Origin of the sequence: Actinomadura macra NBRC 14102, from assembly GCF_001552215.1 — a bacterium.
Lineage (GTDB): Bacteria > Actinomycetota > Actinomycetes > Streptosporangiales > Streptosporangiaceae > Spirillospora > Spirillospora macra.
The window spans coordinates 343,690-366,707 of the sequence record NZ_BCQT01000019.1 but is presented as its reverse complement, the minus strand read 5'-3'; the positions used below and the strand labels follow the sequence as shown (position 1 = coordinate 366,707).

Sequence of the window (23,018 nt, the reverse complement as noted above, 5' to 3'; positions counted from 1 at the left end):
GGGTGTCAGAGCGCGTTTCCGCGTGCGGGAGTTCGGCACCCGCCGACGATGGGAGGGACCTTATGGACGCGGTGGACCAGGCGATCCTGCGGCGGCTGCAGCGCGACGGGCGCCAGACGAACCGGGAGCTCGCCGAGGCGGTCGGGATCGCCCCGTCCACGGCGTTGGAGCGCACGAGGGCGCTGCGGTCGCGCGGCGTCATCACCGGCTTCCACGCGGCGGCCGACCTGGAGCGGCTCGACCGCGGTGTGCAGGCGCTGATCTCGATCAGGATCCGGCCGCAGTCGCGGGAGGCGATCGAGTCGGCCCGCGACAGCATGGCCGCGATGCCCGAGGCCGTCGGAGTGTTCGTGGTCACGGGGAACGAGGACCTCCTGGTCCACGTGGCCGTGCCGAGCACCGCGTACCTGCGGGACTTCGTGCTCGACCGGCTGGCCCGCCGCAAGGAGTTCGTGGACGTCCGCACCACCGTCGTCTACGACTACGTCCAGCCGGTCGAACAGGCCGAACTTCCGTCACCTGAGCGACGGGAGCGCCGAACGTCCTACAGCTAGCCACCAGAGACTGGCCCTGTGCCCGAATAGGTGACGGTGCTGACAGCCCAGACCGAATGAAGAGCGGTCGTGAACGTAATGGACCGCACGTTCTCCTAGCGTCGGGGCCATGGACCGATGGAACAACTCTTCGGGAGTGCTGCTGGTGCTCGTCGCGGGCATTCTGTGGGGGACGGTCGGACCGGCGCAGGCACTGGCCGAACCGTCCGCGAGCCCGGTCGCGGTCGGCGGTGCGCGGATCCTCGGCGGCGGCCTGGTGCTCGCCGCCGTGGTGCTCGCGACCCGTCCCCGGACGTTCCTCACCCTCGCGCGTGGGCCGCTGGCACGGGGGACGTGGCCGCCGCTTGCCGCAGCGACCACCGCGACCGGCACCTTCCAGGCGTCGTTCTTCAGCGCGGTGGACCGCACCGGCGCCGCCGTCGCGACCGCGGTCGTGTTCGGTCTGGCGCCGGTGTCGACGGGCCTGTGCGAGCGGATCGTCCTCGGGAGCGCCCTCGGACGCCGCTGGTGGGCGGGGACGGCGTGCGCGGTCGGCGGCGTCGCACTGCTCATGGTCCCCGGACCGCAGGTCCACGCCGACCCCGTGGGGATCGGGCTCAGCCTCGTCGCCGGGACGTGCTTCGGCGTCTACACCGTGTCCGCCAAGGTCCTGACCCGGCAGGACGTGGGCATGACCGCCGCGGTCTCGGTCACGCTTCTCGCCGGTGGCACGGCGCTGCTGCCGTGGATGCTCGCGGAGACGCCGAGACTCGCCGCACCGCGCACGGCCGCGCTCGTGGCCTGGCTGGGGATCGCCGCCACCGCCGCCGCGTACACGGCCTTCGTCGCAGGCCTCCGGCGGGTGAGCGCGGCGACCGCGGGGACGCTCAGCCTCGCCGAGCCGCTGGTGGCCACCGGCATCGCCGTCGCCGTCCTCGGCGAGCGGATGTCGGTGCCGGTCGGAGCCGGGTCCCTGCTCCTGTTGGCCGGGCTTGTCATCGTCTCGTTCCCCGCGCGGACGCCGCGCCCGGCGGGCCGGGATCGCTATGATGGCGCCAACGCGACTGGCGCAGTCAAGGTGGAGACAACCACCGGGAAGCGACACTAGTTCCGCACACCGCGCGCCTGGGTGTACGGGTCCCCACCCGCCGGGGCGCCCGAAGCGAGCCCGGCGCGAACAGTGCGGAGGCAGTCATGCACGAACCGGCCGTTCCCCACCTGCGGGACCAGGACCCCGAGATCGCCGGACTGGTCGAGGCCGAGGCCCGGCGCCAGTTCGAGAAGATCCGGCTCATCGCCTCGGAGAACTATGTCTCGCCCGCCGTGCTGGAGGCCACCGGCACGGTCCTGACCAACAAGTACTCCGAGGGCTACGCGGGCAAGCGCTACTACGAGGGCCAGCAGAACGTCGATCCGATCGAACTGCTCGCCATCGAGCGGGCCAAGGCCCTGTTCGGCGTCGAGCACGCCAACGTCCAGCCGTACTCCGGCTCGCCCGCCAACCTCGCGGTGTACATGGCGTTCCTGGAGCCGGGCGACACGGTGATGGGGCTGTCCCTGCCGATGGGCGGTCACCTGACGCACGGCTGGTCGGTGTCGGTCACCGGCAAGTGGTTCCGGCCGGTCCGCTACGACGTGCGCGCTGACACCGGACGGGTCGACATGGACCAGGTCCGCGACCTCGCGCTCAAGGAGCGGCCGAAGCTCATCTGGTGCGGCGGCACCGCCGTCCCGCGCACGATCGACTTCCCGGCGTTCGCCGAGATCGCCCGCGAGGCCGGAGCGGTGCTGGCCGCGGACGTCGCCCACATCGCGGGCCTGATCGCGGGCGGCGCCCATCCGTCCCCGGTGGGCCACGTCGAGGTGATCTCCACGACCACGCACAAGACGTTGCGCGGCCCGCGGGGCGCGATGATCATGTCGTCCGCGGAGCACGCCAAGGCGGTCGACAAGGCGGTCTTCCCCGGCCTTCAGGGCGGACCGCACAACCACACCACCGCGGCCATCGCCGTGGCGCTGAGCGAGGCCGCCCGCCCGGACTTCGCCGGGTACGCGCGGCAGATCGTGGTGAACGCCAAGGCCCTGGCGGCGGCGCTGCTGGAGCGCGGCTACGACCTGGTCTCCGGTGGCACCGACAACCACCTCATCCTGATCGACCTCACGAACAAGGGCGTCCCGGGCAAGGTCGCCGCGCAGGCGCTCGACCGGGCCGGCATCGAGCTGAACTACAACGCCGTCCCGTTCGACCCGCGCAAGCCCTTCGACCCGTCCGGGCTGAGGCTCGGCACCGCCGCGATCACCACCCGCGGGTTCACCGAGGAGCGGATGCCACGCGTCGCCGGCTGGATCGACGAGGTCGTCCAGGCCGCCGCCAAGCAGGACGAGACGGTCGTCGAGCGGGTCGCCGGCGAGGTCCGCGAGACGCTCGCGGCCTACCCGATGCCCGGTTGGGCTCCCGCACCCTGATCACACGGGACGCAGCACGGTGATCATGCGCCACGCGCCGGGGTCGGTGAGCGGCACGGTGTCCGCCCCGGCCCCGAAGTCGCCGTACCGGCCCGCGACGCCCAGCCCGCCCGCGAGGCGGATCGCGGCGTCCAGCTCGGTGGCCGTCCAGAACCGGTAGGGGACGACATCGCGGATCACCCGGTCGCCGTCGATCGTCACCGTCACGTGGTCGTCGGCGATCTGGGTGACCGGGTCGAGGCGGTCGGTGGGCTCGCCCCACCGGACGGTGGCCTGGACGCCGTCGCGCTCGACCGTCCAGCCGGTGCTGACGCTCGGGTCGTCGCCCAGCCGGTCGCGCGGGTGCGACATCTCCACGATGTAGAGCCCGCCGGGGGACAGGTGCGCCGCGACGCGCCGCAGGTGCGCGACGAACGCGTCCAGGGTCATCAGGTGGGACGTGGAGTCGAGCATGGTCACCACGAGGTCGAAGCGGCGACCCAGGTCGAACCGGGTCATGTCGTCCTGGACGACCTCCAGGGCGACCCCGGCGCGGCGGGCCTCGGCGGCGGCGTAGGCGCACATCGCCGGGTTCAGGTCGAGCGCGGTCGCGGTCAGTCCGCGGCGCGCGAGTTCGCGGGCATGCTCGGCGGGCCCGGCGGCCAGTTCCAGCACCGTCCGGACGGGACCTGCGCTCTCGGGGCGATGCTCGGCGCACCACCGGAGCAGGACGCCGGCCTCGGCGGGCACGTCGCGGAACGAGCACGCCAGCTCGTACGCCCAGGGGTCGTCATAGATGCCGTTCACCGGGACATCCTCCCAGCGGGGCCCGGGTGTCACGCCACCGCTACGTCATCGTGCGTGCGGGGTTTCACATTCCGGACGAGGGGTTGAGGCGGCCGCCCTGACGCCCTAGCGTGCGGTAAGTGATCGACCCCGCGAACGGTGAGTATGTCAATGACCGACACGCCGATGATCGACGGAGGCGCGAGCCGTTCGCGACCCGCCTCCCGCTGCTGTTCCCCGGCTCCCTGGGTGAGGAGCAGCGTGCCGTCTACGAGGCGGTGACCGGTGGTCCCCGCGCCGGCCGCGCCCCGGCCGCCGCGACCGACGACCCTTCGACGCCGCCCCCCACGGGCGCGGACGCCCTTGCGGCGTCGCCGGACTTCCGCTTCGTCGACGGCGCGGGACGGCTCCTCGGTCCGTTCAACGCGATGCTCTACAGCCCCGCCGTCGGGCTGCCGCTGCAGGACCTCGGAGCGGCGTTGCGGTTCCGCACCGCCTTCACCCAGCGGGAACGGGAGATCGCGACGTTGGTCGTGGCCGCGTACCTGCGCTCGGACTTCGAGTGGTACGCGCACGAGCGGGTCGGCCGCCGCGCCGGCCTGGAGGAGGACGAGCTGTGCGCGCTGCGCGAGGGCCGCGCGCCCATGTTCGCCGACGTCCGCGAGCGGGTCGTGTACGAGGCGGTCCGGCAGCTCGCCGCCGAGCGGGACCTCGGCGACGCGGTGTTCACCGAGGCGGTGGCGACCCTCGGCCGGTCCGCCCTCGTCGAGCTGGTCACGCTCGTCGGCTACTACTCGACGCTGGCATTGCAACTGCGGGTGTTCCGGGTGGGCGTACCGGACGGCGAGCCCGCGCCGGACTGGCCACCGGAGGAGGAGCATGAGTGAGGTGCTGCGGACCGGACGGCTCGCGCTGCATCCGGTGAGCATGAGCGACCACCGTGCGCTGCTGGCGCACTGGACGGGCCCGCTCGTCCGGCGTCACCTGTTCGACGACATGGTGATCTCGCCCGTCCAGGTCACCGAGATCATCGCTGCCAGCCAGCGTGACTTCGCGGTCGAGGGCTACGGGCTGTGGACGCTGCGGCCGGGTCTGCGCGGCTCGGTCGACCCGTACGGCGGCCCGCTGGTAGGGGTGGCCGGGCTCCGCCGGCACGACGGCCCGCTGCACAGCGCCGTGGACGTCGAGATCCTCTACAGCCTGGAGCCGGACCGGTGGGGCCAGGGGCTGGCCGTCGAGGCGTCCCGCGCGGTGCTCGGGTACGCCTTCGAGGTGGTCGGGCTGCACCGCATCACCGCCGAGATCGACGCCGGCAACACCACCTCGGCCGCCGTCGCCGAGCAGCTCGGCATGCGGCCGTGGCGGGCCGGTCCGGACGGTCCGGACGGCGCGTCCTACGTGGCCGCCGACCGTACCCACTGGCTCGGATCCCGCCGTGGCATCGACGCCGTTCCCTGACCCGTGTCCTGACCCGTTCCCTGACCCCGTCCCTGGAGCCCGCCGTCCTTCGGCCGCGCGTCCGGACGGCGATACGGTGCGATCACCGCTCGCTGGAAACGCGGCGGAATGTCAGGGGCACCTGCGATGATCCGGGCATGGTCAACACGACGTACCGGAGCCTGGCGGGCCGGCTGGCGGAGCTCGGCATGGTGTCCGAGGACGAGGCCACGGCGGCGCTGGCGGCCCTCGGCGAGCCGCCCCCCGACCTCGACGACGAGCCCGAGGAGGCCGACGTCCTGGACGTCCTCGACGAGTGCGGCCTGGTCGTGTGGGCGCCCGCCGGGGACGTCGACGATCTGGAAGAGGGCTACCGGGAGATCCTGGAGAGCGCCGCGCAGTGCGGCGGCGGCCTGTCGGTGGCCGGCGTCGAGCTCGTCGAGGACGAGGACGGCGAGGAGAGCCTGCATTTCCTGCGCGACGGCGAGCCGGTGTGGTGGGTCCTCGAGCACGAGTCCGGCGAGCAGCTCGACCTGCTCACCGTGATGGAGTGCATCGACGACCTCGAACCCGGTGGCGCCGACCCGCGGATGTTCTACGCACTACCGGGGGAGGAGCACGACGAGGACGACGTGTACGTCCTCGCGACCCCGGAGCAGGCGCGGGCGCTGCACGACGAGTTCGGCCTCGACCTGGAGGGCCTCGACCGGGTGAAGCAGCCGCACACCGAGCCTCCCTCGGCCGAGCCGGGCACGCTCGACTGGTACATGCAGAGCGACCGTGGCCGCATGACGGGATCGGCCCGTGACTTCCTCGACCGCTGGACGTCCGGAATGGACGCCGCGCTCGCGCGATGGCGGGCGGAGTACCTCCCGGCGGACTTCCCCTTCGACTTCTCGCCCGGCTCCCTGGACGCGCTGGAGCCGCTCGTCCTGGAGCGCCTCGCCGACTGGGACTCCGTCATCGTCGCCGGTAACGACCCGTTCGTGTCGGGCGCCGTCCGCTACCTGGGCGAGTCGATGCTGCGGGAGGTCCCGAGCCGCTGGGGCTACCAGGACCTCGGTCTGTCCGACTCCTACGACCGCATCCCGATGATCCGCTCGAACACGCCGCAGGGTTTCACGCAGACGGTCGTCCCGCTGCACCGCATCGCCGCGCTGGCCAAGGAGCGCGAGCGCGGCATGCTGGCCGAGTCGTCCCGTTTCCTCCAGGACGCCGTCGACTCCCACCGCAAGGCCGTGGCCGCCCGCCGCGCCTGACCGCTCCCGGAACCGGCTGGTCATCGTCGCGCCATGCTTACCCGAGCCGTGTTCCCGCATGTCGTGCTTCGTGTGCTCACACTAGGGACGATCTGCGTCGTCGCCGGTCGAACCTTCGCGCGCGCGGACCACGATGTCGGTGAGCAGTGAGACGAGCCGGTCCCGGTCGTCCGCGCCGAGCCGGCCGAACAGCCGGGCGCTCACCACCGTGGCCGCCTCCGCCGACGCCCGCGCGAGCCGCTGCCCTTCGGCGGTCAGCTGGATCGCGTAGGCGCGGCGGTCGTGCGACGCGCGGTTGCGGACCGCGAGACCCAGCCGCTCCAGCTCGTCCATGATCCGGACGACGGCGGACTTGTCCAGGCCGAGCAGGGCACCGAGCCGCCGCTGGCTGGTGGGCCCCTGCCGGTCGAGTGTGGCCAGTATGCCGAAGTGCCGCGTCTCGATTCCGAGCGGGCGCAACTCGGCGTTCAGCGCCGACCGGGCGGCGTCGTGCGCGGTCGCGAGAAGGAGGCCGAGCGCGGGGTCGTCGGCCCGGGGGTCGCCGAGCGCCGTCGGCCGGCGCTCCGGAGATTCGTTGTCCACGTCCCGAGTTTAGGCGCGATCAATATAGTCTCGAACGAGACAGTCTCATATACTCCTTCTGGGCGGCTTCGACGCGAACGTTGGGAGAACCGATGCACCCCCAAGAAGGCGACCAGCCGTCCGGGCCGGGCAGGCGGGGCGTGGTGCGGACCGCCGCGCTGGCCACCGTGGTCGGCGCCGTCACCGCCGCCGGGCTCGGTCCCGCGCGGACGGCCCGTGCCGGAAACAGCCTGCGTGGCGGCCGGATCGACACCCACCACCACGCGCTTCCGCCCGCGATGCGCCGATGGGCCGTCGAGCACGGCCTGCTGCCGCCCGAGGGCGGGCCGCGGTGGGCCGACTGGGACCTGGCGCGGACGTTGGACACGATGGACGCCAACGGGACCGCGGCGGGCGTCGCCTCGGCGCCCGCGCCGGCCGAGGCGTTCCGCGACCGCAAGCTGGCCCAATCGGGCACGCGGGTGTTCAACGAGTCGATGGCCGACCTGGTCAGGGAGCATCCCACCCGGTTCGGCTTCTTCGCCTACCTGCCGCTGCTCCACGTGGACGTGGCACTCCAGGAGACGGCCTACGCGCTGGACGAGCTGGGCGCCGACGGCGTCCTGATGATGGCCAACGCGGACGGCCGCTACCTGGGCGACTCCGCGTTCGAGCCGCTGTTCGCCGAGTTGGACCGGCGGCGAGCCGTGGTCTTCACCCATCCCGTGGGCCTCGCCGACGCCCGCCCCCTCCCCGGGATCGAGGAGTGGGTCGCCGACTTCATGCTCGACACCACCCGTACCGCCCTCAGCCTCATCACCGCGGGCACCCTCGACCGGCACAAGCGGATCTCGGTGATCCTGCCCCACGCCGGCGGTTTCCTGCCCTACCTCGGCGGACGGGTCGAGCAGGCCGGCCGGCTGGGCGAGGGGCCGAGACCCGAGGCGTTCCGGCGGGCCGTCCGGCGCTTCTACTACGACTCCGCGATGCCGGCCTCCCCGTACGCGACCCCGACCCTGCTCGCGGTCGCCGGGCACCGGCGCCTGCTCTACGGCACGGACTGGCCGCAGGTCCCGGCCGGCGAGGTGGGCCGGACGACCGCGCTGCTGGACCACGACCCGGCCCTGGACGCGGGGGCGCACGCCGCCGTCAACCGTGAGAACGCCCTGCGCCTGCTCCCGACCCTCGCCAGGAGGCTACAGAACTGAGTCACCCCGACCGTCCGTGCCTGGCCGTTCGAACGTGCGGTAGTGCGTGGTCAGCCGCCGGTCCTCGGCCAGGGCGTGGAAGGCCACCCCTGGTGGCGCCGCGTAGTCGACGACGCCCTTCTGACCGGGAAGGGTGAGCGTGGAGACGACTCCAGGCGCCACCAGGAGAGGCCGTCCCGCGAACGTGGTGGCCGCCGCCGTGTGCGCGTGCCCGCACAGGATCGCCACGACCTGCGGATGCCGCGCCACGACGTCCGCAAGCCGGTCCTCGCCGAACTGCCGGATCTCGTCCACATACGGGATGTGCAAGGGGACCGGGGGATGGTGGAAACAGACGAACGCGGGGGTCTCCGGCTCGGCGGTCAGGACGGTGTCCAGCCAGCCGAGCGTGTCCTTGTCGAGGAGCCCGTGGTCCTCGCCGGGGACGGTCGAGTCGCACATCGCGACCACCACGCCCGCGATCTTGTGCACCCGGTTCACCGGCCCGGTTTCCGGCGGCTCACCGAGCAGGACCTCCCGGTACGGTCCGCGGACGTCGTGGTTGCCGGGGCAGACGAGCACGGGGAACCGGGACGTCAGGATCTCGCGGGCCCGTGTGTACTCGGCCGGCTCGCCGTGGTCGGCGATGTCCCCCGTCACCAGGATGGCGTCGAGCGGCAGGGCGTTCAGATGGCCCATGACCCGTTCGGCGCGCTCGGCGGCGCGGTCCCCACCGTCCAGATGGAGGTCGCTGAGCTGGGCAAGAACGATCATGAGGCGAATCTAGACGGGGACTGGCCGAGTCTGAAGATCCAGTTCCATGGCAGTGGACTGGACCAATTCCGGATCGGACCTTCACCACGGACTCCTTGCGAACAAACTGTGATCGTCGGGTTTGTCGGCTGGGCGCCTTGGCCCCTCGGGACCGCTCCGGCGAGGATCGTCCACCATGAGCCTTCTCGAAACGCTGGCCGACAAGGGGTTGCGGCGGGAGCCGCCGACGCGGGACGAGGCGCTGGCGCTGCTGGCGACCTCCGACGACGACCTGCTCGACGTCGTGGCCGCGGCGGGCCGCGTGCGGCGCCACTGGTTCGGGCGCCGCGTCAAGCTGAACTACCTGGTGAACCTGAAGTCCGGGTTGTGCCCCGAGGACTGCTCCTACTGTTCGCAGCGGCTCGGCTCGAAGGCCGAGGTGCTCACCTACACCTGGCTGAAGCCGGAAGAGGCGGCGGACGCCGCCGCGGCGGGGATGGCGGCGGGCGCCAAGCGGGTGTGCCTGGTCGCCAGCGGCCGCGGCCCCACCGACCGGGACGTGGACCGCGTCGCCGACACCATCGCCGCGATCAGGGACCGGCGGCCGGACGTCGAGATCTGCGCCTGCCTCGGCCTGCTGCGCGACGGCCAGGGGGAGCGGCTGCGCGACGCGGGCGCCCACGCTTACAACCACAACCTGAACACCTCTGAGGAACAGTACGCCGACATCTGCACCACACACGGTTTCGCCGACCGAGCCGACACCGTCCGCCGGTCGCGGGATGCTGGCCTGTCGGCGTGCTCGGGGCTGATCGCCGGCATGGGGGAGAGCGACGAGGACCTGGTGGACGTCGCGTGCGCGCTCCGCGAGCTGGACGTCGACTCCGTCCCGGTCAACTTCCTGATCCCGTTCGAGGGCACCCCGCTCGCCGGCCGGTGGGAACTGACACCGCAGCGCTGCCTGCGCATCCTCGCGATGGTCCGCTTCGTCTGCCCGGATGTGGAGGTACGGCTCGCCGGCGGCCGCGAGATCCACCTGCGCAGCATGCAGCCGCTCGCCCTGCACATCGTCAACTCGATCTTCCTCGGCGACTACCTGACCAGCGAGGGCCAGGCCGGGAAGGCCGACCTCGACATGATCGCGGACGCGGGCTTCGAGGTGGAGGGCGAGGACGTCCCCACCCTGCCCGGCCACCGCCGCGAGGGCACAGACCATACCCCCGAGACCGAGACCGAGACCGAGACCGAGACCGGGGCCGAGCCGGCCTCCCGCGCCGACCTGGTCACCGTCCGCCGCCGCGGCGCCGGGACGCCCCTGCCACCCAACGCCTAGAGCCCCGCCGCCCCCGACGGCTCGGGCTCGTCTGCCTCCGATGAGCCGATCCACGAACCGTGGAAGCCCACCGGGACGCCGCGTGGCAGATCCACGGTGGCGACCGGTCCGGCGGGCAAGTCCGTGGCGTCCAGGACGAGGAGCCGTGAGGCGGTGCCGTCGCGGGTGGTGGCGATGGCGATGAGCCAGCCGCCGTCCTCGTCGCGGCGGGCGTGGGCGGGAACGAAGACCGCCTCGCCGATCATCGTGTCGGGGCCCAGGTCATGGCAGGTGGTCGTGCCGCTGGAGGTGTCGTACTTGACGATCGCGCACTCGTCCGGGCTGAGGGGTTCGGTGCCCGCGACCGAGTAGACATAGCGGGCGGGACGGCCGGTGCGGTCGTCGTCGAGGGTCGGGAACTCCACGGCGCGGTCGTCCAGCGGCTGTTCGGTCGCGGTGCCGCGGGCGGGGTCCAGGGTCCAGCGGTGAAGGCGGGCGCGCCCGACGGCCGGCGCGGACGGGCCGGGCGGCTCCCTGGTCCGCGACAGCAGGTCCCACAGAGCCGTGAACTCGCCGGGGGAGTACCGGACGGCGTCCAGGACGATCCGTCCCGCCACCTCGTGCGCGTTGGCGACGTGGAAGACGAAGCAGGGGTCGATCTCGAACCATCGGACGGGCGCGTCCGGGAGGTCGTGGCGCATGACGCCGAGGCGGGCGCCGTACGCGTCGTCCCAGCCGTAGGGCATGCCGCGGCCGACGAGGCCGAGTTGAAAGGTCATCGGCAGGTCGAGCCAGACGACGTGGTGTTCGGTGATGGCGAAGTCGTGCATCATCGTGCCCGCCGGGACGGCCACCTCACGGCTGTGGACGAGATCGCCGCGCGCGTCGAGCCGGTGGTAGGTCAGGAACGGCGGCCGCATACCGTAGCCGAAGAAGTGCAGGTCGCCGGTGGACGGATCCTGCTTGGGGTGCGCGGTCATGGCCGTGGTCAGGCGCCCGCCGAAGTCGCACGGGCCGAGGGTGGCCAGATCGGGGGTGACCTCCTGGGGGAAGCCCACCTCGACCAGCGCGAGGACGCGACCGGCGTGGTGAATGACGTGCGTGTTGGACGAGGGCGCGGTGAGGTCGATGGTCCCGTCGGGACCGACGAGCGAGCGGCCCTCGAAGATGCCCGTCCGCACCCAGCGGTTGCGGTACCACTCGGCGCGGCCGTCGCGCAGGCGCACTCCGTGGAGCATGCCGGGGCCGGTCTGGAAGTGCGTGCTGGTCATGCCCGGCAGGGCGTTGGGGCCGTTGCGGATGTACCGTCCGTCCAGGTCGGGCGGTAGCGCGCCGGAGACCGGCAGGTCGCACGCGTCGATCTCGTCCGGTACGGACCTGAGGTAGCCCGGCAGGTCGTAGGTCGCGACGGTCTCGGCATCGATCACCGCAAGCCCCGTTCGGCCGGACGGCGCCCCGCGCGCCGCCGAGAACACCAGGCTCGGCCTTCCGGCGCCGGATGTCATCCTGTTTTCCGTGCGCCGCGGGGCCGTCAGTTCTCGTAGGTGTGGACGAAGCGGGCCAGGAGGCGGGCGAACTCGGCCTGCTCCGCCTCGGTCCACCCGGCCATGGCCTTGGCGAAGTGGTCCTGGCGGGTGCGGCGGGTGGCGTCGACGACCGACCGGCCGGCGGCGGTGAGCTCCAGGTGGATGCGGCGGCCGTCCTCCTGGGAGGCGACCCGCCGGACGTAGCCGAGCTTGACCGTCTCGGCGACGATGCGGCTGCCGCGGGAGGCGTCGACGCCGAGCCGGGCGGCGACGAGGCCGACGCTCATCTCCTGGCCGTCGTGGTCGGGTCCCTCGTCGATGACGTCGACGACGTGCAAGACCTGGACGTCCACCGGAAGGTTGTGCTCCCGGATCGCCGCCTTGCCCAGCCGCTGCCGCGACATGCCCCGGCGCAGCTTGACCATGCTCCGCTCGACGGCGTCCACCGCCTCCTCGCTCATGGCCGCCAGTCTACCCCGCCCTGTTGCGCTGCTCATCTAGATGTGACTAGCATTTTAATGCTGAAGTCAATTAACTGCGAGGTGCACATGATGGGGCGACGGGACCGGCTGCTGGTGTTCGGCGGGCTGATGCTCGCCGGGCTCATGTCCTCGCTGGACGCGACGGTGCTCGGCACCGCGCTGCCGGCGATCGTGGGCGACCTCGGCGGGCGGGACGGGCTGGCGTGGGTGTCCACCGCCTACGTGCTGGCCACCAGCGTCACCGTTCCGCTGTCGGGACGGCTCGGAGACCTCTTCGGACGCAAGCCCGTCTTCCTGGCCGGGCTGCTGGGGTTCCTCGCCGGGTCGGCGGCCTGCGGGGCGGCGCCGTCCATGGGCTGGCTGATCGCGTTCCGCGCCGTTCAGGGCGCAGCGGCCGGCTGCCTGATGAGCTCGATGTTCGCGCTGTCGGGCGAGCTGTTCGAGCCACGGGAGCGGGCGAGGTACCAGGGCTACTCGGCGGCGATCTTCGCGGTGTCCGCCATCGCGGGACCGTTGATCGGCGGATTCCTCACCGACCACGCGTCCTGGCGGTGGGTGTTCTACGTGAACCTGCCGCTCGGCGCGGTGGCGCTCGCGACGACGCTGCTGTTCCTCCGGCTGCCCCGGCCGGAGCGACGGCCGCGGATCGACTACCTCGGCATCGGGCTGCTCGGCGCGGCGGTCACCTGCTTCACCCTGTTCACGAGCTGGGCCGGGACGAGGCACGGGTGGGACTCGCCGGTCATCCTCGGACTCGGCGCCGGCGCGGTCGTGCTGTTCGCGGTGTGGGTGTTCGCGGAGCGGCGGGCGGCCGAGCCCGTCATCCCACCGGAGTTGTTCCGCGACCGGTCGTTCAGCGTGGCCTGCGTCGTCGCCGCGGTGGGCGGCGCCACCGGATTCGGGCTGGCGACCTACCTGCCGATGTTCTTCCAGGTCGTCGGGGGAGTGGGGGCGACGGAGTCGGGACTGTTGCTGCTCCCGATGATGATCGGGCTGCTCGCCGCGTCGATGGGCGCGGGACGCCATATCGCCCGGACGGGCCGGTACCACCGGCTGCCCGCGGCGAGCATGCTGATCAGCGCGCTCGGCGTGGCGCTCCTGGCGACGATGGACGTCCACACCGGGTTGGTCACGGCGGGGCTCTTCATGGCGATCCTCGGGTTCGGCGCCGGGCTGTCGCAGCAGGTCGTGGTCCTCATCGCGCAGAACGCGGCGCCGCGCCGCGACCTCGGCGCGGCGAGTTCCGGGGTCTTCGCGACGAGGATGCTGGGGACGGCCGCCGGCATGGCGGTGTTCGGCGGCATCGTGTCGAACCGTTTCGCCGAGGAGGTCGCGAGCCGGGTGCCGGACGGGCGGGTGCCGCCGTTCGAGGACGCCGTCCGCCCGGAGGTGCTGGGCACACTCCCGGCTCCGGTCAGGGACGGTGTCGCGGAGGCGTTCGCGCGGGCGTTCTCCGACCTGTTCCTCGCGGGGTTGCCGCTGCTGGCGGCGGGCGCCGCCGCGGCGGTGCTGCTGCGGAACGTCCCGCTGAAGCCCCGCGAATGACCTCGCACGCGCCCGACCGGCCCCCGCGGCACGGCGCGGGTCAGTCGGGCCGGCCGGCGGAGTCGGTGATCGCCGCGTCGTGGACCAGCAGGGCGATCTGCACCCGGTTGTTCAGCTCCAGCTTCGTCAGCAGCCGCGACACGTACGCCTTCACGGTCGCGACGCTGAGCGACAGGTCCCGGCCGATCTCGCTGTTGGTCCTGCCGCGCCCGACGAGGGCCGCGACCGCCCGCTCGCCCTCGCTCAGCCGGCCGAGCAGTTCGCGGGCGCGGTCGCGGCGCGGATCGACGCCGGCACCCGCGACATAGGTCATCATCTTGCGCATCACGGCGGGCGACACCATCGGCTCGCCCGCCGCGACCTGCCGGATCGCCCGGACGATCTCCGGCGGCGGGGTGTGCTTGAGCAGGAACCCGCTCGCCCCGGCCCGCATCGCGCGCAGGATGTGCTCATCGGTGTCGAAGGTCGTCAGGATGATGATCTCGGGCGGTTCGCGGCGGGTGCGCAGCCGCTCGGTGGCCGCGAGTCCGTCCAACCGTGGCATCCGGATGTCCATCAGGACGACATCGGGCCGGTGGGCGTTCACCGCGGGCACGACCTCGGCGCCGTCGGCGACATCCCCCACCACCTCCAGGTCCCCGGCGCTCGCCAGCATCATCGACAGCCCCGCCCGCACGAGCGCGTCGTCGTCCACGATGAGCACGCGGATGGGTGGTGAGTCCATCCCGTCACTCTACGGCCCCGGACGCCTTCGGACCGCCCGGATCACGGCTCGCCCAGGCGGCGGCCGCTCACCTCCGTCGCCGCCAGCCGGAACCACGCCTCCCGCTCGCCGCCCGGCCACGGATCGACCCGCACCGCCTTGTCGCGCTCCTCGTCCGACAGCCGGTGGGCGCCGCCGCGCAGCAGCACGCTCCACCCCTGCCGGCTCGTCTCCTCGATGTGATCGACCTCGAACGCCGCCCGGACGTCACCGCCCGTCACGGCCGTCAGCAGGCTGCGGTTCAGCCGTCCCGACACCGAGGTCCGGAAGATCACCGATTCGCCGTCGACGGCGTAGTTGACCGGGACCACCGTGGGCCCCTCGCCGTCGTCGTAGGCCACCCGCCCGATGCCGCCCGGGGCGATCAGGCGCAGGCACTCCGCGCGATCGAGCTCTTCCAGAAGGGGTCTCGCGGACGACTCAGATGCCATGTCCTACCCCATGCCCCCCACCGCCGCGGCCCATGCATGACGGATGCGCGAGATCGATCACTAGGGGAGGGGCAGGCGTGCGCGCAGCCGGAACCGGCCGCCGTCGGTACGGCCGTGCTCCAGCGTCCCGCCCAGCGTGGCCACCCGCTCGCCGAGGCCGACGAGCCCCGCCCCGGCACCGGGCAGCGGGCGCGGCGGCGGGCCGGGCGCCAGCGCGTTGACGATCTCGATGGTCAGGGCCGTCCCTCCGGACAGGTCCAGCACGACGCGCACGGGGGCGCCGGGCGCGTGCTTGCGGGCGTTGGTCAAGCCCTCCTGGACGATCCGGTAGGCGTGCCGGCCCACCCGCGCCGGGACGGCCGCCGGGTCGGGGACCCGGTCGTCCAGGGTCACCCGCGCCCCGGCGCGGCGCGACTCCCCGACCAGCGCCGCCACGTCGTGGAGCGTGGGCTGCGGGCGCTCGGGGTCGTCGCCGGGCGGGCCGCCGTGCACGTCGTCGCGCAGCACCCCGATCACCTCGCGCAGGTCCTCCATCGCCTCGTAGGCGCTCTGCCGGATGATCCCGGCGGCCTCCCGCTGGTCGGCGGGCGCGTCCGGGCGGAACTCCAGCGCGCCCGCGTGCACCGCCAGGAGCGAGATCCGGTGCGCGAGGACGTCGTGCATCTCGCGAGCGATGCGCTCGCGTTCCAGCAGCCGGGCCTCCTCGACGCGCAGCCGCTGCTCCGCCTCGGCCGAGCGCGCCCGCTCCCGCAGGGACTCGATGAGCTGCCGCCGGGAGCGCACCAGCATGCCGGTGCTGACCAGCGCCCCGTACATCAGCCCGAAGGTGAGGACTCCCTCGCGGAACTCGCGATCGGACAGGGGCGAGAGCCAGAACACCATGACGAGCACGAGCATGTTCGTGAGGGCGACCATCAGGGACGTGCGCCAGGGTCGGTGGACGGCGACGGAGAACACCGCGAGCGCGGCCGAGCCGAGCGCCGTGGAGGCCAGCACCTGCCCGGCCATCATCGCCACCGCGACCGGCACCGGGTGGCGGCGGCGGAACAGCAGCAGGACGACCCAGGTGACCGCGCCGATCGTCACGTCCCGCGAAACGGCGATCTTCTCCGGATCGGGAAAGTCGTTCAGCGACGCCTGGAGCATCACCAGCCCGAGCGCCACGGCCGCGGCCGTGACGCCCACGTCACCGAGCCAGTCGCGCCACGATCGCCGGAGGTCCACCTGCTCAACGCTATCGACTGCCGTCCCGTCCGGCAGTAGGCGCAGGTCGGGAGCCTCGTGACTTAGGTCGGTACCGTCCCGGCGCCGATGGCGCGGGGGCGTACATGGGGCTTGCCCCAGTTCGCCCGTGCGGCTGTCCCGAGGCGCGTCCGGGGTGATCGCCGCACTGCGCGGACGACCCCGGCCGCATAGCGTCAGAGCACATGACAGACACAGAACCCAGACGGAGCAAGGGCGCCCGGCGGGCGGTCGCGCTGTTCGCCGGGGGCGCCGTGATGGCCGGCACCGCGGCCCTGCCGGCCCCGGCGCGGGCGTGGGAAACGTCCGGAGGCGGGGGCCTTGGGCGCTTCTACTCCCAGCACCCGCAGTGGAAGGCGTGCACCCTCGGCCCCGACGACCAGGTCGGCCGGGAACTGGACGAGGCCGGTGCGCGGTGCGCGGACGTGACCGTCCCGCTCGACTACGCCCGGCCCGGCGGACGCACGATCAAGATCGCGATCTCCCGGCTCCCGGCGTCCGACCGCGAGCACCGGATCGGCACGATGATCCTCAACGGCGGCGGTCCCGGTCCGGCGATCGACATGCCGCCGTACATGCGCGGGATCATGGGCGAGGCGGGGCCGCGCTACGACCTCGTCGGCATGGACCCGCGCTCACTCGGCCGCAGCGCGCCCGTCGACTGCGGCTGGCCCAGCGGCACCTGGATCAAGTCGGCGGGGGAGGACCGGGCCGGGTTCGATCGGGCCGTCGCGTTCGCCAAGGACCTGGCGGGACGGTGCGCACGGACGAACGGCGACGTGCTGCCCCACATCAGCACCCGCAACATCGCCCGCGACATGGACATCGTCCGCGGCGCGCTCGGTGAGCGGAAGGTCGCCTACAACGGCGCGTCCTACGGCACCTATCTCGGGGCCGTCTACGCGGCGATGTTCCCCGGCCGACTGGCCCGGACCGTCCTGGACAGCTCGGTCGACCCGGCGCGCTGGGGACCCCGGCTGCTGATGGGGACCGAGACCGCGAACGAGCGGGCGCTCGGCGACTGGGCGGCCTGGACGGCGGAGCGGAACGCCCGGTACGGGCTCGGAGACACCCGCGCCGAGGTGCTCGCCACCGTGCGCGGGATCCTGCGAGCCTCCGCGCGCGAGCCGCTGCACGTGGGCCGGCACCGCGTGGACGATGGAACGGTCCCCGTCGTGCTCTTCGACAACCTCGGCACCGACGAGGACGCGGCGCGGGCCGACCTCGCCGAGTCCGTCCGGGTGCTGCGGAAGGCCGCCGCGGAGGGGGCGGCAGAGCCGACCAAGGCGCTGGACGAGGAGCTGGCGTTCCTGCTGACCGGCGCCGAGTCGCGCTATGGCAGCGGCCAGAGCGCGATCCTGTGCGGAGACGCCGCGCCGGTCCGCGACCCGGAGGTCTACTGGCGCGATGTCCAGCGGCACCGGAAGGACAGCCCGTTCTTCGGCGCCCTCGCCTACAGCGTCAACCCCTGCGTGTTCTGGCCGGTACAGCCCCGCGAGGAGCCGGTGAAGGTCGGTGGTCACGTGCCCGCGCTGATGGTCGCGGCGACCGGTGACACCCGCACCGACTACGCGAGCAACGTGGGCCTGCACCGTCTGCTGGACGGCTCCCGAATGATCACGCTGTCCGCGAACGTCCACGCGCCCTACCAGCGCGGCTACCCGAACGCCTGCGTGAACGACCGGGTCAACGGCTACCTCGCCACCGGCCGCCTGCCCGAGCACGACCTCACCTGCGCTCCACAGCGCTGACCTGCGCATCCCTACGCAGTGCTGATCTGTGCATAGCTGAGTCGCACGAAGCTGACGTGCGAGCGGGCGGCGTCCGGCCGGGCGCCGCCCGCGTCAGTTCAGCGGGGCGCCGGTCACCGGGGCTCCGAGCGCGCTGCCCGCCAGCCACGCGTCCCAGGACTTGGCCCACGGCGTGGGGCCGTTGCCGAACTGGAGCCGCCGGGAGGTCCCGGTCACCTTGATGACATCGCCGCGGTTGGTGAAGTCGAAGAACCACTTGGCGTCCGACGGTGAGGCGTTCACGCATCCGTGGCTGACGTTGTCGTTGCCCTGCGAGTCGGTGGACCACGGCGCCGAGTGCACGAACGTCCCGCTGTAGGTCATCCGGACGTTCCATTTCGTCGGGATGCGGTACTCGCCGGGGTCGCCGGTGGTGGCCGAGTCCATGACGATGTGCGCCGCCTTCTCCTGCGCGATCATCGTCCCGCTGTAGCTGTCGTGGCCGGGCTTTCCGAGGCTGACCTTCATGGTCCGGACGGTCGCGCCGCCGTTGGTCACCGTCGCGCGGTGCTGCTTGGCGTCGATGGTGGTGATGTGCCGGGGGCCGACCGTGAAGGTGAGGGTGCGGTCCCTCATGCCGTACATGCCCTCGCCCGCCTTGAGGCCCGCCAGGTGCGCGATGACCTTCACCTTCTCGCCGGCGGGCCAGTAGTCGCGGGGCCGGAAGTCGACCTCCTTGTCGCTGATCCAGTACCAGGCGCCCTGGACGGGCTTGGACATCCGCACCTCAAGGGCGCGCTCGACGGCGGACTTGCCCTCCTTGGTGCTCACCGGTCTGGACAGCAGCAGCTGGACCGGCATCCCGACGCCGACGGTCTCGCCCTCCAGCGGCGACATGCCGCTCTCCAGCTTCTTGCGCGGCGTGAGCGTGGTGAACGTGGACGTCGCGGTGACCTGCGCCCCTCCGTCGCCGCTGCCCCGTGCCGTCACCGTGTAGGTCGTGGCCGGGCGCAGGTTCGACGCCGACTTCCAGGACGTGCCGTCCGCGGCCAGCTTGCCCGCGGCCTTCTGGTTCTTGCCGTAGGTGAGGGTGACACTCGTGAGCTTCCCCTTGTCGGCCTTGACGGTGACGGGCTGCTCGGGAGCGACCTGCCTGGTCCCGGTCGCGGGGGTGATGGCGAGCTTGGCGGGTTCCCTGGCGTCGCCGCCGCTTCCGCCCTTGCCGCCGCCTCCGGACGAGCATCCGGCGGCGGCGACGGCCACCGCCGCGATGATCGCCGCGCTCGCCGGTCCGACTCGGCCCTGGAGCACTTCGGACCCTCCTCTTCACTCGACGCGGGTCTTCCCTGTGAGGGTATGCACGGTTTCGTCGAATAAATGCGGATGTGTCGATAGCGTTCGCCCGCCGCGCCGCCCTCCGGCCACCCACCAGCACCGCGCGGCCCGAGCCTCCGTGCCGCGCGGCACCGCCATGACCTCAAGAGGAGGCGCTCCGCCCGGCGCCCGGCGGCAGCTCCGACGCGGCGTCCCGGTCGAGCAGGAAAAGCGTGCGCTCACGCCCGCGCGCGCCCGCGACGGGCGCCTGCTCAGACGTCGGCTCTGTCAGCCCCAGCCGGACGGCCTTCGCCTTCGACGCGCCCGCGGCGAGCACCCACACCTCGCGCGCCGCGCGCAGGGACGCGAACGTCAAGGAGATCCGGGTCGGTGGCGGTTTCGGCGCGCCGAGCACCGCCACCACCGGGCGCTCGTCCCGCAGCGCGGGCATCCCGGGGAACAGGGACGCGACGTGCGCGTCCGGCCCGACGCCCAGCATCAGCACGTCAAACGACGGGACCGGGCCGTGGTCCGCGGGGCGCACCGCCGCGCGCAACTCGGCGGCGTACCGCGCCGCGGCGGCGTCAGGGGCGTCGCCGTCCGCCCCGTCCGACGGCGCCATCGGATGCACCCGCACTGGATCCACGGGCACATGGTCGAGCAGCGCCGCCCGGGCGCCGGTCTCGTTGCGCTCGGGGTCGCCGGACGGCAGGAAGCGCTCGTCCCCCCACCACACGTCGAGGTTCCGCCAGTCGACCGCGTCCCGCGCCGGCGAGGCGGCGAGCGCGGCGAGCACCGCCGTGCCCACGCCCCCGCCGGTCAGCACGACCGACGCCGACCCGCGCGCCGCCTGGGCGTCGGCGATCCGCGTCACCAGCCGCGCCGCGACAGCCGCGGCGAGCACGTCCTGGTCGCGGTGGATCACGATGCCGGGGGGCGTCACGCGTCCCCCGCCGGTCTGCCGTGCCCCGGCTTCCTCGCCGTCGGCTTACCCCCGGGTGGCCGAGGAGCCGCGGGCTTGGGGGCCGACGGCTTGGGCGTCGCGGACCGCGGCGCCCCGTCCGGCGCGGCGGGACGGCCACTCTCCTCGGCCTCCCGCCCCGCGGCCTCGGTCGTGGCCGCCTCGGCCGTGGCCGACACCGGCTCGCTCGCGAGGCCCTCGCTGGTCGCGCCGCCCGCCAGGTCCTTGGCGAACCGTGCCGCCGCCTCCTGGTAGACCTCGTCGGGGTCGAGGCGCCGCAGCTCTTCGGCCAGCAGTTCGGCCATCGGGCGCCGCACCAGCGACACCTGGCGGTCGGGCTGTCCGGGACGGCACAATGTCGCGACGCGTCCGTCCGGGCGGTGCAGCACGATGTCGCCGCCCGTCGTCGTCAGCTTCACGCCGGTGATGCCGGGGCCCTCGGAGACCGTCCGGTCGACGGCGACGCCGAGCCGGATCGACAGCCACGCCGCCAGCAGCTCCGCGCTCGGGCTGTCGGGCTCGGCGACCACCTCGCCGGACACGATCTCCTCGTGGTCCTGGTCGAGCGCCGCCGCCAGCAGCGACCGCCACGACGTCAGCCGCGTCCAGGTGAAGTCGGTGTCGCCCGGACGGTAGCCCTCGGCGAGCTGGGCGAGCGTGCCCAGCCGGTCGCGGGCCGCGTAGGAGTCGGTGACGCGGCGCTGCGCGAGCCGCCCGAGCGGGTCCATGGCGGGCTGTTTCGGCACCTGGCCGCCCGGCCACCACGTCACCACCGGGGTGTCGGGCATCAGCAGCGGGACGACCACCGAGTCGGCGTGCTCGGCGAGCGGCCCGTACATGCGCAGCAGGACGGTCTCCCCGGGGCCGGTCTCGCCCATCCGGATCTCGGCGTCCAGCCGGGAGGAGCTACCGCGCGGATCGCGGGAGATGACGGTCAGCACCCGGCACGGGTGCTCGCGCGCCGCCTCGGTGGCCGCGCGGACCGCGTCGTACTGCGCCGACTCGTCCGTCACGATGATCAAGGTCAGCACCATGCCGACGGCCGGGCCGCCCATCAGGTGCCGCGCCTGCGTCAGCGCCTCCTGGATCCGGCGCGTGGAGGTGCCGGTGAGATCGATGTTCATCGTTAGAGTCGCCTCCAAGAACGCCCGTCACGCGCCATCAGTTCGTCGGCGCTGTCGGGCCCGTAGCCGCCGGACCGGTACTGGTCGAGGCTGCCCCGCTCCGCCCAGTACTCCTCGATCGGGTCGAGGATCTTCCAGGACAGCTCGACCTCCTCCTGGCGCGGGAACAGCGGCGGGTCGCCGATCAGCACGTCCAGCAGCAGCCGCTCGTAGGCCTCGGGGGAGGACTCGGTGAACGACTCGCCATAGGCGAAGTCCATGTTGACGTCGCGGATCTCCATCGAGGTGCCCGGCACCTTCGACCCGAACCGCACCGTGATGCCCTCGTCCGGCTGCACGCGCATCACCAGCACGTTCTGCCCGAGTTCCTCGGTGTCGGTGTGGGAGAACGGCAGGTGCGGCGCCCGCTGGAACACCATCGCGACCTCCGTCACCCGGCGGCTGAGGCGCTTGCCGGTGCGCAGGTAGAACGGGACGCCCGCCCAGCGGCGGTTGTCGATCTCCAGCTTGACCGCGGCATAGGTCTCGGTACGGGAGTCGGCGGGGATGCCCTCCTCCTCCAGGTAGCCCTGGACGCTCACGCCGCCCTGCCAGCCCGCGGCGTACTGGCCGCGCGCGGTGGACTGGGCGAGGTCGCCGGGCACCCGCACCGAGGAGAGGATCTTCGCCTTCTCCGCGCGGACGGCCTCGGCGCTGAACGACGTCGGCTCCTCCATCGCCGTCAGCGCGAGCAACTGCAGCAGGTGGTTCTGGATGACGTCGCGGGCCGCGCCGATGCCGTCGTAGTAGCCGGCACGCCCGCCGATGCCGATGTCCTCGGCCATCGTGATCTGCACGTGGTCGACAAACGAGCGGTTCCAGATCGGCTCGTACATCGTGTTGGCGAACCGCAGCGCCAGGATGTTCTGGACCGTCTCCTTGCCGAGGTAGTGGTCGATCCGGAAGATCGACTCCTCGGGGAACACGCGGTGGACGGTGTCGTTCAGCTCCTTGGCGCTCGCCAGGTTGTGCCCGAACGGCTTCTCGATGACGACCCGCCGCCAGGCGCGCTCCTTGCGCTCGGCCAGCCCGCTGCGCTGCAGCTGCTCGACGACCTGTGGGAAGAACTTCGGGGGAATCGACAGGTAGAAGGCGTAGTTGCCGCCCGTCCCGCGGTTGTCGTCCAGCTCCTTCACGGCCATCGCGAGCGTGTCGAACGCGCCCGGGTCGCTGAACTCGCCGGGGACGAAGTGCATGCCCTCCGACAGGTGCGTCCACACGTCCTCGCGGAACGGGGTCCGGGCGTGCGCCTTCACCGCCTCATAGGCGATCTGCCGGAAGTCCTCGTTCTCCCAGTCGCGGCGCGCGAACCCGACGAGGGAGAAGCCCGGCGGAAGCAGCCCCCGGTTCGACAGGTCGTAGATGGCCGGGAGGAGCTTCTTGCGCGCCAGGTCCCCGGTGACCCCGAAGAGCACGAGCACGCACGGCCCGGCCACCCGCGGCAGGCGCTTGTCCCGCGGGTCCCGAAGCGGATTGGCGGTGTAGGTCACGTGGCGGCCCCCTCTGCAACTGCGTGGACCGTTCCTGCCCACTGTCCCGTCCTGATATCGCGGCCCGCCCCGGGTGGACGGCCCGCTCTGCACTCACT

General features: G+C 72.7%; 20 protein-coding genes, 2 pseudogenes and 1 riboswitch. Of the genes and pseudogenes, 10 read left to right on the top strand and 12 right to left on the bottom strand.

Translation table 11 applies throughout. The annotated features are described in order from the left end of the window. Positions 1-62 precede the first annotated feature (62 nt). From AMA02S_RS31365 to glyA, 3 genes and pseudogenes are all read left to right on the top strand, one after another. Positions 63-554: an Lrp/AsnC family transcriptional regulator gene (locus AMA02S_RS31365; RefSeq protein WP_067465445.1), complete on the top strand. Its 492-nt coding sequence runs from the start codon at positions 63-65 to the stop codon at positions 552-554. Between the two features lie 109 nt (positions 555-663). Beyond that, positions 664-1,479 (top strand): annotated as a pseudogene (locus tag AMA02S_RS45140) (DMT family transporter); the annotation flags it as partial. A gap of 104 nt (positions 1,480-1,583) precedes the next feature. Next, a riboswitch (ZMP/ZTP riboswitch) is annotated at positions 1,584-1,671 on the top strand. A gap of 56 nt (positions 1,672-1,727) precedes the next feature. Then, positions 1,728-2,999: a serine hydroxymethyltransferase gene (gene glyA, locus AMA02S_RS31355; protein ID WP_067465440.1), complete on the top strand. Its 1,272-nt coding sequence runs from the start codon at positions 1,728-1,730 to the stop codon at positions 2,997-2,999. On the opposite strand, the gene AMA02S_RS31350 is transcribed toward glyA, so the two are convergent. Then, positions 3,000-3,785 (bottom strand): class I SAM-dependent methyltransferase, encoded by a 786-nt coding sequence (locus AMA02S_RS31350; protein WP_067465437.1) that lies wholly within the window; start codon positions 3,783-3,785, stop codon positions 3,000-3,002. A 119-nt stretch (positions 3,786-3,904) separates the two neighbouring features. Between AMA02S_RS31350 and AMA02S_RS31345 the strand changes: the two genes are divergently transcribed. The 3 genes from AMA02S_RS31345 (at position 3,905) to AMA02S_RS31335 (ending at position 6,460) form a co-directional block, all read left to right on the top strand. Continuing rightward, on the top strand, positions 3,905-4,651 hold the full coding sequence (locus AMA02S_RS31345) for a carboxymuconolactone decarboxylase family protein (protein WP_084265776.1): 747 nt from the start codon (positions 3,905-3,907) through the stop codon (positions 4,649-4,651). After that, positions 4,644-5,222 (top strand): GNAT family N-acetyltransferase, encoded by a 579-nt coding sequence (locus AMA02S_RS31340; protein ID WP_067465434.1) that lies wholly within the window; start codon positions 4,644-4,646, stop codon positions 5,220-5,222. The genes AMA02S_RS31345 and AMA02S_RS31340 overlap by 8 nt, the downstream gene beginning before the upstream one ends. 137 nt (positions 5,223-5,359) lie before the next feature. Then, positions 5,360-6,460, top strand: a complete 1,101-nt coding sequence (locus AMA02S_RS31335) for a hypothetical protein (protein WP_067465431.1) — start codon at positions 5,360-5,362, stop codon at positions 6,458-6,460. A gap of 81 nt (positions 6,461-6,541) precedes the next feature. On the opposite strand, the gene AMA02S_RS31330 is transcribed toward AMA02S_RS31335, so the two are convergent. Further along, entirely contained in the window at positions 6,542-7,042 is a 501-nt protein-coding gene (locus AMA02S_RS31330; RefSeq protein WP_067465428.1) for a MarR family winged helix-turn-helix transcriptional regulator, read from the bottom strand. A gap of 92 nt (positions 7,043-7,134) precedes the next feature. On the opposite strand from AMA02S_RS31330, the gene AMA02S_RS31325 reads away from it, so the two are divergent. Further along, positions 7,135-8,229 carry an amidohydrolase family protein gene (locus AMA02S_RS31325; protein WP_084265775.1) on the top strand — a complete coding sequence of 365 codons (1,095 nt, stop codon included), beginning with the start codon at positions 7,135-7,137 and terminating at the stop codon, positions 8,227-8,229. Here AMA02S_RS31325 and AMA02S_RS31320 read toward each other — a convergent pair. Continuing rightward, positions 8,218-8,982, bottom strand: coding sequence for a metallophosphoesterase (locus AMA02S_RS31320; RefSeq protein ID WP_067465425.1), 765 nt, complete (start codon positions 8,980-8,982; stop codon positions 8,218-8,220). The two genes, AMA02S_RS31325 and AMA02S_RS31320, sit on opposite strands and share 12 nt — an antisense overlap. Before the next feature lie 175 nt (positions 8,983-9,157). On the opposite strand from AMA02S_RS31320, the gene bioB reads away from it, so the two are divergent. Then, positions 9,158-10,294, top strand: a complete 1,137-nt coding sequence (gene bioB, locus AMA02S_RS31315) for a biotin synthase BioB (RefSeq protein ID WP_067465422.1) — start codon at positions 9,158-9,160, stop codon at positions 10,292-10,294. On the opposite strand, the gene AMA02S_RS31310 is transcribed toward bioB, so the two are convergent. Continuing rightward, positions 10,291-11,778, bottom strand: coding sequence for a carotenoid oxygenase family protein (locus tag AMA02S_RS31310; protein WP_174551001.1), 1,488 nt, complete (start codon positions 11,776-11,778; stop codon positions 10,291-10,293). The two genes, bioB and AMA02S_RS31310, sit on opposite strands and share 4 nt — an antisense overlap. A 26-nt stretch (positions 11,779-11,804) precedes the next feature. Next, complete coding sequence (locus AMA02S_RS31305) at positions 11,805-12,260, bottom strand: MarR family winged helix-turn-helix transcriptional regulator (RefSeq protein ID WP_067465419.1); 456 nt, start codon at positions 12,258-12,260, stop codon at positions 11,805-11,807. A 57-nt stretch (positions 12,261-12,317) separates the two neighbouring features. Between AMA02S_RS31305 and AMA02S_RS31300 the strand changes: the two genes are divergently transcribed. Next, positions 12,318-13,826: an MDR family MFS transporter gene (locus tag AMA02S_RS31300; protein ID WP_084265773.1), complete on the top strand. Its 1,509-nt coding sequence runs from the start codon at positions 12,318-12,320 to the stop codon at positions 13,824-13,826. A 40-nt stretch (positions 13,827-13,866) separates the two neighbouring features. Here the strand turns inward: AMA02S_RS31300 and AMA02S_RS31295 are convergent, their stop codons facing one another. Genes AMA02S_RS31295 through AMA02S_RS31285 form a run of 3 tightly spaced genes read right to left on the bottom strand, consistent with a single transcriptional unit; the run spans position 13,867 to position 16,244 of the window. After that, positions 13,867-14,550: a response regulator transcription factor gene (locus AMA02S_RS31295; protein ID WP_067465413.1), complete on the bottom strand. Its 684-nt coding sequence runs from the start codon at positions 14,548-14,550 to the stop codon at positions 13,867-13,869. Between the two features lie 41 nt (positions 14,551-14,591). Continuing rightward, positions 14,592-15,020, bottom strand: coding sequence for a pyridoxamine 5'-phosphate oxidase family protein (locus AMA02S_RS31290; RefSeq protein ID WP_067465410.1), 429 nt, complete (start codon positions 15,018-15,020; stop codon positions 14,592-14,594). Between the two features lie 60 nt (positions 15,021-15,080). Beyond that, complete coding sequence (locus tag AMA02S_RS31285; protein ID WP_084265772.1) at positions 15,081-16,244, bottom strand: sensor histidine kinase; 1,164 nt, start codon at positions 16,242-16,244, stop codon at positions 15,081-15,083. 203 nt (positions 16,245-16,447) lie between these two features. On the opposite strand from AMA02S_RS31285, the gene AMA02S_RS31280 reads away from it, so the two are divergent. Next, positions 16,448-18,013 carry an alpha/beta hydrolase gene (locus AMA02S_RS31280; RefSeq protein WP_067465405.1) on the top strand — a complete coding sequence of 522 codons (1,566 nt, stop codon included), beginning with the start codon at positions 16,448-16,450 and terminating at the stop codon, positions 18,011-18,013. A gap of 93 nt (positions 18,014-18,106) precedes the next feature. On the opposite strand, the gene AMA02S_RS31275 is transcribed toward AMA02S_RS31280, so the two are convergent. The 4 genes and pseudogenes from AMA02S_RS31275 to zwf all read right to left on the bottom strand — a co-directional run bounded on the left by AMA02S_RS31275 (position 18,107) and on the right by zwf (position 22,920). Then, complete coding sequence (locus AMA02S_RS31275) at positions 18,107-19,303, bottom strand: L,D-transpeptidase (RefSeq protein ID WP_067465403.1); 1,197 nt, start codon at positions 19,301-19,303, stop codon at positions 18,107-18,109. 166 nt (positions 19,304-19,469) lie between these two features. Then, a complete protein-coding gene (gene pgl / locus AMA02S_RS31270; RefSeq protein ID WP_067465400.1) occupies positions 19,470-20,249 on the bottom strand; it encodes a 6-phosphogluconolactonase in 780 nt (259 codons plus the stop codon). Positions 20,250-20,479: 230 nt separating this feature from the next. Then, a pseudogene (locus AMA02S_RS31265) lies at positions 20,480-21,391 on the bottom strand (glucose-6-phosphate dehydrogenase assembly protein OpcA); the annotation flags it as partial. A 2-nt stretch (positions 21,392-21,393) separates the two neighbouring features. Then, a complete protein-coding gene (zwf, locus tag AMA02S_RS31260) occupies positions 21,394-22,920 on the bottom strand; it encodes a glucose-6-phosphate dehydrogenase (RefSeq protein ID WP_067465395.1) in 1,527 nt (508 codons plus the stop codon). Between the last annotated feature and the right edge of the window lie 98 nt (positions 22,921-23,018).

What these genes read in the sequence shown, in the direction of transcription:
- AMA02S_RS31365 (WP_067465445.1), top strand. Translation starts at nt 63, where the DNA reads ATGGACGCGGTGGACCAGGCGATCCTGCGGCGGCTGCAGCGCGACGGG.
- glyA (WP_067465440.1), top strand. Translation starts at nt 1,728, where the DNA reads ATGCACGAACCGGCCGTTCCCCACCTGCGGGACCAGGACCCCGAGATC.
- AMA02S_RS31340 (WP_067465434.1), top strand. Translation starts at nt 4,644, where the DNA reads ATGAGTGAGGTGCTGCGGACCGGACGGCTCGCGCTGCATCCGGTGAGC.
- AMA02S_RS31335 (WP_067465431.1), top strand. Translation starts at nt 5,360, where the DNA reads ATGGTCAACACGACGTACCGGAGCCTGGCGGGCCGGCTGGCGGAGCTC.
- AMA02S_RS31325 (WP_084265775.1), top strand. Translation starts at nt 7,135, where the DNA reads ATGCACCCCCAAGAAGGCGACCAGCCGTCCGGGCCGGGCAGGCGGGGC.
- AMA02S_RS31320 (WP_067465425.1), bottom strand. Translation starts at nt 8,982, where the DNA reads ATGATCGTTCTTGCCCAGCTCAGCGACCTCCATCTGGACGGTGGGGAC.
- bioB (WP_067465422.1), top strand. Translation starts at nt 9,158, where the DNA reads ATGAGCCTTCTCGAAACGCTGGCCGACAAGGGGTTGCGGCGGGAGCCG.
- AMA02S_RS31310 (WP_174551001.1), bottom strand. Translation starts at nt 11,778, where the DNA reads ATGACATCCGGCGCCGGAAGGCCGAGCCTGGTGTTCTCGGCGGCGCGC.
- AMA02S_RS31305 (WP_067465419.1), bottom strand. Translation starts at nt 12,260, where the DNA reads ATGAGCGAGGAGGCGGTGGACGCCGTCGAGCGGAGCATGGTCAAGCTG.
- AMA02S_RS31300 (WP_084265773.1), top strand. Translation starts at nt 12,318, where the DNA reads ATGCTGAAGTCAATTAACTGCGAGGTGCACATGATGGGGCGACGGGAC.
- AMA02S_RS31295 (WP_067465413.1), bottom strand. Translation starts at nt 14,550, where the DNA reads ATGGACTCACCACCCATCCGCGTGCTCATCGTGGACGACGACGCGCTC.
- AMA02S_RS31290 (WP_067465410.1), bottom strand. Translation starts at nt 15,020, where the DNA reads ATGGCATCTGAGTCGTCCGCGAGACCCCTTCTGGAAGAGCTCGATCGC.
- AMA02S_RS31280 (WP_067465405.1), top strand. Translation starts at nt 16,448, where the DNA reads ATGACAGACACAGAACCCAGACGGAGCAAGGGCGCCCGGCGGGCGGTC.